Here is a 12,830-nt window from a genome sequence, read left to right as displayed (position 1 = left end):
TTTATAAAACAGGTAAAATATCCTGTCTTATAGAGAGCTCCATAATGGTAAATGAAACACATCAAAAGAAACTATCAAGTATCCCATATTCAGTATTAGATTTGGCAACAGTAGTTGCAGGAAAAACACCTGCTGATACTTTTCGTAATAGCGTTGATCTGGCGCAAAATGCAGAGAAATTTGGTTATACCAGGTATTGGCTGGCAGAACACCACAATATGATTAGTGTGGCCAGCTCAGCAACTTCTCTGCTGATCGGGCATATTGCAGGGAATACCAAGACTATCCGGGTAGGATCAGGCGGAATTATGCTGCCTAATCACTCTCCGTTAATCGTTGCTGAACAGTTTGGAACTTTAGCCTCCTTATATCCAGGAAGAATAGATTTAGGGCTTGGCCGTGCACCGGGTACTGATCAAACTACTGCCATGGCCATCAGAGGCGAACGGTTTAACGCAGTACATGACTTCCCGCAAGATATTATCAAACTACAAACCTTTTTCTCTGCAGATAATGCAAACAGCCGTGTCAGAGCAATTCCGGGTGAAGGACTGGATATTCCAATCTGGGTACTGGGTTCAAGTACTGACAGTGCCCGCTTAGCTGCGGCTATGGGGCTTCCCTATGCTTTCGCAAGCCACTTTGCCCCAGCGCAGTTCCTGACCGCAATCAACCTCTACCGTCAGAATTTTAAGCCTTCTGAACATCTTAAAGCACCTTATGTAATTTCCTGTGTCAATGTAATTGCCGCAGATACAGATGCTGAAGCAGACAGACTGGCAACTTCTTTAAAACGGTTCTTTATGGGCGTGGTGACTGGTAAGCTGGAGTTATTACAACCACCGGTAGACAACATGAATAATGTCTGGACTGATTATGAGGAAGAAGCAGTGAATCAAATGATAGCCTGTTCGTTTTTTGGTAGTCCTGAAACTATCAAAGAAGATATGGAATCTTTCATTAAACAGACCGGAGTCGATGAGATCATGGTTACTTCTCACATTTTTGAACATGAGGCAAGAGTGCGTTCGTACAAGCTTTTTGCAGAATTGATGAAAGGATTGTATGGAGCCCATTAGCTTCAGGCCGTTTATCGGGCAAATACAGACGCAATCAGCCACTTCCTGAAAATAACCGTGTTACAACAAGGAGGCGGTCATGGCCCGGCTTTAGATGAAGAACGTTTGTACACGATTATGGATGCCCTTGACGCAGTAGCTGAAGAACTGGTAAAACTATTGCACAAGTTTCACTGAACTGGTTATTGCAGCGTCCTACCGTCTCAAATATTGTGATCGGCGCAAGAAATGAAGAACAACTGAAACAAAATCTTGAAGCAGTTGGCTGGAACCTGACTACAGAACAGGTTAAAAAACTGGACGAAGCAAGTAAATTGGAACCTATTTATCCTTACTGGCATCAAAGACAGAGTTTGCAATTAAACCCTTTGCCAGAATTTTATAAAGGATAATATTCCGGTTAACACAACTATGGTTGGTAATTGGTTGGCTCAATAAAATGAAGAAAAACAAAAAACCAATGAAAACCATAGTTGTTTACTAGGTGTAATTTGTAAATTAGCCTAAACTAAATATAAACTTATGAGATACATTTCGCTGCTTTTACTGATTACGGCAATTTCCTTTACTGGTTTTGCACAAAACAAAGATGCTATTCTTGGTCAGTGGGTTAACTCCACTGGAGAGGCACATGTAGAGATTTTTAAAAAAGAGTCTAAATATTTCGGTAAGATTGTATGGCTAAAGGCCCCAAAAGATGAAAAAGGCAATGCAAAGACGGATATTAAAAATCCTGATGCCAACCTGAAGTCAAGACCTATACTAGGAATGGAAATGCTTAAAGACTTTGTTTTTGAGGATGGTAAATGGACTGACGGAAAAATCTATGACCCTAAATCGGGTAAAACCTATAGCTGTAATATGAATCTTAAAGACAACGGTGATTTGAATATGCGCGGGTATATCGGTATCTCAATTATTGGAAGATCTGAAGTCTGGAAAAAAGTTAAATAATGCGAATATTCCTGTACCTTTTATTGCTAACGCCCTTTTCTGTCTTTTCACAAACCTATGAACTAAGTACCGTTAGTACTGGAACCAATACCAGTATCAGAGGAATGTCTGTCGTTTCTGACAGCATTGCCTGGGTAAGTGGAAGTAACGGATTTATCGGCAGAAGCACAAACGGAGGTAAGGAGTGGACATGGACAAAACCTAAAGGTTATGAGAAACTCGATTTCAGGGATATTGAAGCCTTTGATAAAAACCATGCAGTAATTGTTAATGCAGGTTCCCCGGCCTATATTCTTCGGACTGAAGATGGAGGGAAAAGCTGGACTGAAACTTATAAAAACCCGGATTCTGCGATATTCCTTGATGGGATGTCATTCTGGGATAAAAAACATGGGATCATCTTCGGTGATCCCATTCAAAACCACTTACAACTGCTTATTACTGATGATGGAGGATGTAACTGGAAAGATGTGTCTGCCAGGTTAAAACAGACTACAGCACCAGGAGAAGCTGGTTTTGCTGCAAGCGGCACTGGAATTAAGACCATGGCCGGAGGAAAAGTCTGGATAGTTACAGGGGGCACAAAATCAAATATATATGCTTCTGATAACTATGGGCTGAGCTGGAAAAAGTATGATTGCCCGATCTTACGCGGAAAAAGTACTACCGGAGCATTCTCCATAGACTTCTACGATGAAAATCAGGGGATAGTTGTTGGCGGTGACTATGAAAAGGATAAAGAAAATACAAATAACGTCTTACTCACCAGTGACGGGGGGAAATCATGGTCAAAACCATCCAGACCTGTTTTCGGTTTCCGTTCGGGTGTGATCTGGTATGATGATAAAACCTGTTTTGCGACTGGTACTTCCGGAACAGATGTTTCCAGAGACGCAGGCATGAACTGGTACCATATCTCTGAAGAAAGCTTTAATGTGATTCAGAAAGCAAAAGACGGCAAACTAATTTTACTTGCCGGTGGTAAGGGATTGATATACAGTTTGAAAATTAAATAAGTTTGCTAATCAATTTCAAGGATCTCTTTCGCGAGCGTGATCATTTTCTCTGTGCCCGTATACTTCCCATGTTCATCAGATAATTTGATTACATCTGTCCACTGCTCATTCTGAGGCTGAGCCTGTGTCATTTTAATCACGATATTCATGGGTTCAGGGCCAGCGTCATTAGTCAGGTTGGTCCCAATACCGAAGGATATACCAATCCGGTTACGGCAATGACCAGCAATTCTGGCTACCTTCTCATAATTAAGTGCATCAGAAAAAATGATAGTTTTAGTCTGTGGATCTATACCCATCAGCTCATAATGCGCAATCACTTTATCAGCAAACAACAGCGGATCACCACTATCATGCCTTACCCCGTCAAATAACTTGGAGAACATCTTGTCAAACTGTCTGAAAAATACATCAGTCGTATAGGTATCAGATAAAGCAATCCCCAGATCTCCGCGGAAAACCTGTACCCAATGCTCTAAACCTAACGAATTGGCCATTTTAAAACCATAACGTGCCGCATGGAACATAAACCATTCATGCGCATGTGTACCAATTGGCTTGGTCTGATGGACCATTGCCATATGCACATTACTGGTTCCAATAAAAGATCCCTCCCCATATTGCTGCAAAGTTTGCAATACTAAGCGGTGAATGGCATAAGAATACCTGCGGCGTGTACCGAATTCAGCAACTGTAACGCCAAGATCGCGGTAATTCTCAATCTTCTCCTTCGTCCTTTCAATTACTTCCTCATTGCTGATCCTAACTGCATGAGTCAGTTCATAGAACAGCTCGCAGATCAGGGACATAATTGGAACTTCCCATAAAATAGCGCGATACCATAAGCCCTCAATATGTATTTCTAACTGATCACCGACTTGTTCAATATGTACTTCATCCGGTTGATAACGATAGCCCTCGAGAAAATCCAGGTATAACGGATCAAGATAAGGACAGTTTACCTGTAAGAATTTCTTCTCTTCACGGGTTAACCGCAGCGCTGGCATTTCATTAACCGCTTTACGCAGTGCATCGCCAAACCCTGCTGGAAAGGAATGTTTTCCGCGGTTTATAAATTTATAACGCACTTTGGCATAAGGGAACAAACGTATAACACCCTGTTGCATGGTGAACTTATAAAAGTCGTTATCAAGGATGGACACAATTGAAGTAACAGGTTGTATAGTCATATCATAAGGCTAATCATCGTTAACTTAACACAATTCGAGCCAGTAGCTGATTGATTAGCCTTAAATATAGATTTAATTGGCAGCTAATAAAACCTTTGGTATTTGTGACAGGATATTTTTAGTATAGTGAGGGGATTTTTTTACTTATTATATATTTTGATATGTTCTGCTACTGATAAGATTAATCGATCTGCATCACTAACTTTCTGCCCCTGGTTTGGTTGTCTTCCAAAAGCTGATGTGCTTTTTTAACTGTTTCAACACTTAATGAACCTGCAATCTTTATCGCGGGTGGGCTAAGAGACAGCGCAGACATCAGCTGTATAAATTTGCTCAGGCTGTCGCCATAATAACTATAATTCTTATCCAGGGAATACGCATAGTTGGAAATATTCACCAGAACTGCTCCTTTGTGAAACAATTCTTCCCTTGCATGTGCGGTAGTTAATGCAGTAACGTCAGTATAAGTGCCATTTGTTGCAATTACCTGCGCGCAAATCACAGACATTTGATCACCTACCAAGTCTATGCAATGCTGAAACAAATGACCTTCATTACGCTCAATAACAACCTGCGAAAGATGTTCCACTTTATAATCAATAAGCTGAGCTTCTTTTAATCCCGCCCTAAGCAATTGGCTTTTACTCTCTTCATTACCTGCAGTTACTATGATTTTTTGATAACCTTTGGCAATCAGTATTTTAACGAGGACCATACCTACACCACCAGCAGCTCCGGTAATGAAAATTGAATCATTGAATTGGATACCCAGCCGGTTATAGCATTGAAAAGCAGTTAAAGAAGCACTTGGAATCGCTGCCGCCTCTTCAAAAGTCAATTGCTCAGGCTTATGCACTAATAACAATTCCGGCACAGTGATATATTCAGCATAAGTACCATTTGACCCCATACTACCAGAAGCAGCAAATACCGCGTCACCTACTTTAAAGCGTTCCGTTAGTTTACCCGTTTTAACGATAACACCAGAAAACTCGCGCCCCAGTATAGGGGAGTGCATCCGCTTTCTTTCTGTTTTGCCTTGTCTCATCTGATAATCAAAGGGATTAAAAGCTGCCGCTTTAATTTTAACCAGCACCTCATGTTCCCCGGGCTCAGGGACTTCATAGTTATTTTCAAGGATGAAATTATCAGTACTTCCAAAATCTTTTAATAGAATCGCTTTCATATAATTTGAATTTAAATGATCAGTGATGAACTTGTTCAAACACGAAGGCTAATTTAATTGGTCAATAGTTTATATTTGCTATTAGTTAACTACAGGTAACTGGTTACCTCAATTAAACCAGTAGGAAATGGGCACCGTAAAAAATAAAGGAAATGTACGTGAAGCAAGTTGTCAGGAAGAACTCACAGCCATGCGTGATAGTATAGAGATATTAGGAGGGAAATGGAAGTTATTAATTATGCGGTACCTGACAAACAGGACTTCAGAAAATAATCATTTCAAGAAGATTCAGCGGGAGATCAATGGGATTTCTGCAAAAATGTTATCAAAAGAATTAAAAGACCTTGAACTTAATTTAATGGTTACCAGGACCATTCAGGATACCAGGCCGGTTACAATTGATTATGCAGTGACTGAATATGGTAAAAGTCTCATTCCCGTTACTGATATATTAGTCCAATGGGGATTGGATCATCGCGAGAAAATTAAGGAAGATATACTTGTATAGTAACTTTATCGTTATAGTCTTGTGCAAGAGAATCTGCAGGGCCGGCTATAAAACAACAAGATTTTTGTACTGAAAGATAAAGATGCCTTAACAAGGCAAGGTTTAGGCATGCGCTATATTTACAGCAAAATATAGCCAGTGATACTATGAATATAGCCATTAGCGCCATGAATATAGCTAGTACCATAAGGAAAGATAACTAGTAGCATAATAATTTACAACAATACATAAACAGACTCTTAAAGTCGAAGCGGGGAAAACACACAGGATGACTAAAAAAGTCAAGTTTATCAATACCAATCAGTCTGCATTTTATAGTACGGTACGGAAAAGAGTAGATACTTATTTTACAGCAAATAACATTTCTATTCATGCAAATGGAGCCATGTGGTTTAAAGCCGCATTCTTTTTAACAGTCTTAACAGTCTTATACCTGTTGATTTTATTCGCTAATCTCAGTCTGCCAATCTTATTGTTATCAGCAATGTTATTGGGCGTATCCGGAGCATTTGTTGGATTTAATATCTGTCATGATGCCATCCATAATTCCTTTTCAGGCAATGCCACTGTTAACAAGATCTTCAGTTTCGTATTTAATCTCATTGGTGCCAGTCCCTACGTATGGAATATTTGCCATAATATTGTGCACCATACCTATACAAATATTGCAGGTCATGATGAGGATATTGATGTTGCGCCGGGGCTGATCCGGTTTTCTGATACAGAAACTGTTAATAAATTACAACGTTATCAGCATTACTATGCTTTTATACTGTATAGCTTTTCTATGTTATCATGGGTTTTCAGAAAAGATTATAAGAAGTTTTTTCAGCATAAAATCGGTGAGCATACTGTAGTTCATCCACGGGTTGAATATTACAAACTTTTCGGCTATAAAGCGATCTATTACTTCCTTTTTATCGCATTGCCTTTACTGGTTATGCCAATTACCTTTGGACAATTTGTAATTGGTTTTCTGGCTATGCAACTTGCTCAGGGTTTAGTACTTGGCCTTGTATTTCAACTGGCACATGTCGTAGAGGGAACAGATTTTCCTTTACCGAATGAAGAAGGGAATATGGAAGAAGCCTGGGCCGCACATCAAATGAGGACGACAGCGAATTTTGCCGGAGGGAGTAAAACGGCAGCATTCTTATGCGGAGGGTTAAACCGTCAGATAGAACACCACCTTTTTCCGAAGATCTGTCACATTCATTACCCTGCAATAGGACTGATCGTTAAAGAAACTGCTAAAGAATTTAACCTTCCTTATATAGAAAGTATCACTTTTACTGGTGCTTTGCAATCTCATTACCGAACGCTGCGGAGACTGGGAAAAGAAACCTATCAAACGAATAAAAATATTAACAGGGAAGTTTATATCGTTCCGGAAACTGTTGTGATTGCTTCTGAAACTGTTGTGGTTGTGCTTTAAAACTAGTGAACCTGGTCATATAGCTGTGAATTTTAACTGATCTACCGGGGTGCTCTTTCGCTAACCGGGATCAAAACCCGTTTCCACAAACTTTTATCTATTTGGCTGGTATCTATATCTTTTATCCAGAACAAATCTGAAGTGATATAAACAACTTTAGAAGTCTTATAAACAGGGTAGCTCTTTTGATCAGAACCACAGCCTTTTCTTCTTAAAACTATTTGAGTACCCGGACTATCTTTTTGTTCAAATAAAGTATGCTCGGTACTCCAGCTGCACATGCCTGAAAAAACCGTTATAAAGGCCAGAAAGGTAGCAGCGAATGCAGTCACGACAGTTAAAGCTATTTTTCCGGACAATAACTTTTTATTGTCTGTTTTTTTTAGCGTGCCTGTTAAAGTAAACATTACAGCTGTTTGTAATCCGTAGAATACAAACAGCTGATGAAAGTTTCCGCTTTTTCCGATCTTCAGTTCCAGTGGAATAATCTTTCCGAACAATGCTATAATTACCCAGCAAACAATGGCTGTTATCGAAGTCCAGAATACAAGTCTTTTAAGTACGTGCATCACAGAGTTATTAGCTATTCAGGTAATTGGTTATATTCACAAGAACCTTCTCTGAGAGCCTTTGTTTTGCTTCAAAAGTAAACCCTCCAAACTGATCTGATAAAATGATATTATCACGTTCCGCAAACTCTGCTGCAAAATCTCCCACACCATCCGCATCGAAGATGGCAAAATTCTGAGCATCTGCGATCCAGTTTAGAAAAGCCTGCTTCTCAAAAGGTACACCTAAAGATGTATTGACAAGAATTGAATTTGGTTTCTTTAACTTAAATTCCCGTTCTGTAAGTACAATGGTGTTTTTTGGTAAGTGTGTTGAAATAATATCACAAGATTCCATTAACTCTTGCAGCGGTAAAAAAGTAATCCCATTCTTTTCCTGCTCATATTTTCTGCTGCGGCTAAAATAAAATACCTGCATTCCGAAATGTTGTGCAGTTTGTGCGACCATCAGCCCTAATGTTCCAAGACCAATAATCCCTATACTTTTATTTTTCAATTCCACGGGCTCATCCTTCCATCTGGCCTTAAGTAAACCTTTCAGCAGGAAAATCAGTTGTGCAAATATAAATTCCACCGCACCCTCATCCCCATAATCCTTAACTCCTTTAACCTGGATACCCTTTTCGCGGGCGGCTATAATATTGACATTTGCAGAAGCCTCGTCATACAAACTGCAGCACATACCGATGTATTTTAAATGGGAAGTCTGCGCAATGATTTCTGCTGTAATTTTTGTTTGCCAGCTTACCAGTACACAGTCTGAATCCCCGATACGGGCAAGCGTTTCAGCATCATCCTGAGGATAATCATTATATATGCTGATTTTATTTTTTGATAAAGCAGTAAGCTGTTCTATGATTTCTTTAGTCAGACCGCAGCTATCTATAATGGTTATCTTTTCAAATTGCATGTTATTGTTAATTAATTATCAGAAATGCGAATATATATTAATTGTAATCATTAAGATATAAGTTAAACAAAAAGAAGCAGAGCCCGTTTATAAAAATCGCGCGGTTTACTGGTAAGTGAATAACAGTCACTGCCTTACTACAAATCAAATTAAAGTCACAAATTCAGGTTGCCTGCTCATTTTTTAGGCTGAGCTTTATAACAAATGAAAATTGAGCTTTACAACAAAACCCGTTACGTGAATACTTCCGAACTTTAGCTCAACAAAAAATCATAGACAATGACAAATTCAGCAACAACCCCAAAAGTTTGGTTTATTACCGGAAGTTCTAGAGGATTAGGAAGAAACCTGACAGAAAGTGTGCTCGCAAATGGAGCTAATGTAGTCGCAACAGCCCGTAACCCAGAACAATTAAATGATCTTCTGGCAAAATATCCCGATCAGCTTTATACCGTAAAGCTGGATGTCACAGATCAGGAGCAAATTAACCGGGCAGTTAAAGCGGCTATCGGGCATTTTGGCCATATTGACGTATTGGTAAACAATGCTGGTTTCGGAATTACCGGAGCTGCTGAAGCATTTACCGACCAGGAAGTACGCAGTCAGCTGGAAACTAATTTAAATGCACCTATTGCTATTACCCGTGCTATTTTGCCCTATATGCGCAAACAACGCTCAGGAAGGATTCTTCAGATCAGTTCTGTAGGAGGAAGAGTTGGTCATTTTGGACTGACGATTTATCAGGCTGCTAAATTTGGTTTAGGTGGGTTTAGTGAAGCGCTGGCTCAGGAAGTTGCTCACTTGGGAATTTATGTAACCAGCGTTGAGCCAGGAGGATTCCGTACAGACTGGGCTGGTGATTCCATGAGTTATGCGCAGGGAGTAGAGGGTTATGAATCTACTGTCGATCAAATTGCCGGACTTTTTAAAGCAGGTAATTTTGTGCCCATGGGAGATCCTGACAAAGCTGCAAAGGTAATGATTGAATTGGTTGAACATCCGAAGCCACCTGTACATTTGATTTTGGGCAGCGAAGCCGTGGGACTCGTAAAACATGCTGAAGCTTTGAAAATGGCAGAATTTGAAGAGTGGATACCAGTATCTGTTTCAACAGACCATGCAGACGCTGTAAATTTTCTGGAAACTGAAGAAGGAAAAACACTGTTGAAAAAAGCATAAGCGAATAGCCTGTTTAATCCTATATATTTGAGCTTGATATGTTCCAGAAAGAAGAAGATAATAAATTGACCCAGATACTCTATTCCTGCTACTTTGCCAAAAGCAGGGAAGGGGAGCAGTTTGTACCTGAACATATCTTTACTTATCAAATATCGGGCACTCTTCATATCGATGATGGTTATCAATCGCATGTTTTTAACGAAGGCGACTTTCGGTTCTGTAAAAGGAACAACCTGGTTAAATTCACTAAAATACCACCAGAGAACGGGGAATTCAGGTCAATATCTATTCGTCTTGATCAGCAGATGCTCCGTGACTTTAGTATAGAGTATGGTTATGATAAGGTTCATAAACATGATAGTGAAGTGATCCATGAATTAAAACCAGATCCGATCTATAAAAGTTATATGGATTCTCTTGTTCCTTATCAATTCAAACAACCAGAGAATCAAAAACTCTTGTCCTTAAAATTAAGAGAGGCCATACTGATCCTGCTGCAAACTAATCCGGAACTGGCTGATACCTTATTTGACTTTACAGAACCAGGAAAAATAGATCTGGAGGTCTTTATGAATAAGAATTTTCACTTCAATGTGGAAATGAAACGGTTTGCTTATTTAACCGGAAGAAGCCTGGCTACCTTTAAAAGAGACTTTGAGAAACTTTATCAAATCCCCCCAAGCAGGTGGCTACAGCAAAGAAGACTACAGGAAGCTTATCATTTGATTAAAGAAAAAGGAAAAGCAGTTTCAGATGTTTACCTGGAAGTCGGGTTTGAGGATCTTTCCCATTTCTCTTTCGCTTTTAAGAAGAAATACGGAATGGCACCTTCAAGATTATAATAACAGAAATCAGCCAGTTGACCTGTCACAATCCGGGTGTATATCGCCCCCTTTAAATGGCGCGTATACACCCGAATGGAATAAGCTTTCCTTTGTAAATTTATTCCATTAAAAAAAATGACAATGAGAAAAATAGTATTATTGATACATATCACACTAGATGGCTTTGCAGCAGGGCCAAATGGCGAAATGGACTGGATTCATATAAATGAAGAGATGTTTGATTACATAGGTGAGCAAACGAACCTGGCAGATACTGCTTTGTATGGACGGGTTACCTATCAGATGATGGAAAACTACTGGCCAGCAGCAGCCGGCAAGCCCGGAGCTTCCAAACATGATATTGAACATTCCACATAGTATAATAAAGTTTCCAAAGTTATTTTATCAAAGACTTTGGCAGGGCAGGAGCTTCCTGACACCATGATTATCAGTAGTCAGCCAGCTGAAAAAATTAAAACATTAAAGGAGCAGAGAGGAACGAATATTCTAATGATCGGAAGTCCGGGAGCTGTACATTCACTTTTACAGGAAAATTTGATAGATGAATTTTTGCTATTTGTAAATCCTGTTATCTTAGGCCAGGGAATTCCATTATTCAGTGCCGTAAAAGAGGCCACTCAACTTAAACTTATCAATAACATTACTTTTTCTTCCGGGGTGGCCTGTTTACGTTACGAAAAGCTATAAGAGCTCAGAAATCAAAATATTCAACCGTTTGGATCAACTGATCTGTACATTAATTAGTGAAGCTCCATGAATTTCATGGAGCTTCACTAATTAATCAGGGCTTACCAGCTTTTTCAGCTGCCATGATAATCAATTTAGCCACCTCCTGCGGATGTGACATAAAAACTGAATGACTGGCACCTTCTATTTCTACCGTTTCGCTATTTGCTCTTTTCGCATACATCCGTTCCAGATCAGGATTGATGATCCGGTCAGCTTTAGCAATCATATACCAGCTTGGCTTGGTTTTCCAGGCAGGATTTCTGATCACTGCATGAAAGCCGAATCTGCTACAGGCATTTGTGAATTTGCAATGAACTTTGCTTCTTTCAGCGGAACGTCTGCTGCAAAATCGGCGGGAAAACTTGCAGGATCGATATAATCGAAACCATCTGCTCCCTTTTTAAGAGACTTATAAGCTGAAGGATATAACTTTCCATTTGCCGCTTCATTTTCTCCGTCGGCCGGAGCATGTGCAGCAATATATACCAGTCCCTGAACATGCTCGTCGTTACCTGCCACAGTAATTATTGCACCGCCATAACTATGTCCAACTAAAATACAAGGGCCATTCTGCAAAGCAAGCACGCGTTTAACTGCTGAGACATCTCCATCAAAAGAAGTTAAAGGATGCTGGACAACACTTACATGATACCCATCTTTAACCAGGATGTCATAAACTGATTTCCAGCCCGACCCGTCCACAAACGCACCATGCACCAGGACTATGTTTTTGATACCGGCAGGTTGTTGTGCCCTCACAAGACCAGTATTGAAAATGGTGGTTAGCGCAAGCATGACCAGCCCAAAAGTTAATTTTCTCATTTGATATGATTTACATTAATCAAATGTTGCTGATTCTGGATCAATACCAAAACTTGTGGGGCTGAATTAAGTTAGGCGTAAATCTGAGATAGTCTGTACAAGAAAAATTCGATATTTCTCACCCCCCTGAATTGGGATCTAAAAGCTTTGAGTTTGGCATTGAAAGCTTCGGCAGAAGCATTGGTAGATCTGTTGTCGAAATAATTCAAGATCGTTTGATAGTGATTTTCAATGGTTCTTGAAATGGTATTAAAAGCTTTAAATCGCGCTTGCCTTACCTTTTCGTGCCATCTGGCCAGCCTGGCCAAACCATACACTTTATCGGTAGTTTTTTCAAAGATATTGCTAAGGTTCATACTTAAATCATAGGCCTGCTTCAGATCCGGATAACGCTCAAATAACAGATCT

Annotated in this window: 13 protein-coding genes and 2 pseudogenes; 9 read left to right on the top strand and 6 right to left on the bottom strand. The window is 39.8% G+C overall.

Annotated features, from left to right (window positions below):
- Positions 1-44 precede the first annotated feature (44 nt).
- From LY11_RS21855 to LY11_RS21840, 4 genes are all read left to right on the top strand, one after another.
- Complete coding sequence (locus LY11_RS21855) at positions 45-1,079, top strand: LLM class flavin-dependent oxidoreductase (protein ID WP_111635756.1); 1,035 nt, start codon at positions 45-47, stop codon at positions 1,077-1,079.
- Positions 1,080-1,264: 185 nt separating this feature from the next.
- Positions 1,265-1,471, top strand: coding sequence for an aldo/keto reductase (locus tag LY11_RS27125; RefSeq protein ID WP_245952857.1), 207 nt, complete (start codon positions 1,265-1,267; stop codon positions 1,469-1,471).
- A gap of 130 nt (positions 1,472-1,601) precedes the next feature.
- Positions 1,602-2,033, top strand: a complete 432-nt coding sequence (locus LY11_RS21845) for a DUF2147 domain-containing protein (RefSeq protein WP_111635755.1) — start codon at positions 1,602-1,604, stop codon at positions 2,031-2,033.
- A complete protein-coding gene (locus LY11_RS21840) occupies positions 2,033-3,049 on the top strand; it encodes a YCF48-related protein (RefSeq protein ID WP_111635754.1) in 1,017 nt (338 codons plus the stop codon). The genes LY11_RS21845 and LY11_RS21840 overlap by 1 nt, the downstream gene beginning before the upstream one ends.
- Positions 3,050-3,054: 5 nt before the next feature.
- Here LY11_RS21840 and pncB read toward each other — a convergent pair whose 3' ends face one another.
- Positions 3,055-4,239, bottom strand: a complete 1,185-nt coding sequence (gene pncB, locus LY11_RS21835) for a nicotinate phosphoribosyltransferase (protein ID WP_111635753.1) — start codon at positions 4,237-4,239, stop codon at positions 3,055-3,057.
- Positions 4,240-4,420: 181 nt separating this feature from the next.
- Entirely contained in the window at positions 4,421-5,425 is a 1,005-nt protein-coding gene (locus LY11_RS21830; protein WP_111635752.1) for a quinone oxidoreductase family protein, read from the bottom strand.
- A gap of 127 nt (positions 5,426-5,552) precedes the next feature.
- On the opposite strand from LY11_RS21830, the gene LY11_RS21825 reads away from it, so the two are divergent.
- On the top strand, positions 5,553-5,933 hold the full coding sequence (locus tag LY11_RS21825; protein ID WP_111635751.1) for a winged helix-turn-helix transcriptional regulator: 381 nt from the start codon (positions 5,553-5,555) through the stop codon (positions 5,931-5,933).
- 268 nt (positions 5,934-6,201) lie between these two features.
- Complete coding sequence (locus LY11_RS21820; RefSeq protein ID WP_111635750.1) at positions 6,202-7,368, top strand: fatty acid desaturase family protein; 1,167 nt, start codon at positions 6,202-6,204, stop codon at positions 7,366-7,368.
- 41 nt (positions 7,369-7,409) lie between these two features.
- On the opposite strand, the gene LY11_RS21815 is transcribed toward LY11_RS21820, so the two are convergent.
- Together LY11_RS21815 and LY11_RS21810 are read right to left on the bottom strand one after the other, a co-directional pair.
- Positions 7,410-7,937, bottom strand: coding sequence for a hypothetical protein (locus LY11_RS21815; RefSeq protein ID WP_111635749.1), 528 nt, complete (start codon positions 7,935-7,937; stop codon positions 7,410-7,412).
- Positions 7,938-7,947: 10 nt separating this feature from the next.
- Positions 7,948-8,847, bottom strand: coding sequence for an NAD(P)-dependent oxidoreductase (locus LY11_RS21810; protein WP_111635748.1), 900 nt, complete (start codon positions 8,845-8,847; stop codon positions 7,948-7,950).
- Positions 8,848-9,126: 279 nt separating this feature from the next.
- On the opposite strand from LY11_RS21810, the gene LY11_RS21805 reads away from it, so the two are divergent.
- The 3 genes and pseudogenes from LY11_RS21805 (at position 9,127) to LY11_RS27120 (ending at position 11,558) form a co-directional block, all read left to right on the top strand.
- On the top strand, positions 9,127-10,026 hold the full coding sequence (locus LY11_RS21805) for an oxidoreductase (RefSeq protein ID WP_111635747.1): 900 nt from the start codon (positions 9,127-9,129) through the stop codon (positions 10,024-10,026).
- A gap of 38 nt (positions 10,027-10,064) precedes the next feature.
- Positions 10,065-10,868, top strand: a complete 804-nt coding sequence (locus tag LY11_RS21800) for a helix-turn-helix domain-containing protein (protein ID WP_111635746.1) — start codon at positions 10,065-10,067, stop codon at positions 10,866-10,868.
- 117 nt (positions 10,869-10,985) lie between these two features.
- Positions 10,986-11,558: pseudogene (locus LY11_RS27120) on the top strand (dihydrofolate reductase family protein).
- A gap of 94 nt (positions 11,559-11,652) precedes the next feature.
- Here LY11_RS27120 and LY11_RS21790 read toward each other — a convergent pair.
- Both LY11_RS21790 and LY11_RS21785 read right to left on the bottom strand, forming a co-directional pair.
- A pseudogene (locus LY11_RS21790) lies at positions 11,653-12,395 on the bottom strand (alpha/beta fold hydrolase).
- Positions 12,396-12,493: 98 nt separating this feature from the next.
- Positions 12,494-12,830: transposase (locus tag LY11_RS21785; RefSeq protein ID WP_146610846.1), on the bottom strand; the 337-nt coding region annotated here is incomplete at its 5' end.

The sequence above is a fragment of the Pedobacter cryoconitis genome, assembly GCF_003259615.1.
GTDB classification, from domain to species: domain Bacteria; phylum Bacteroidota; class Bacteroidia; order Sphingobacteriales; family Sphingobacteriaceae; genus Pedobacter; species Pedobacter cryoconitis.
The sequence above is the reverse complement of the archived record's forward strand: the minus strand, read 5'-3'. Positions and strand labels throughout refer to the sequence as shown.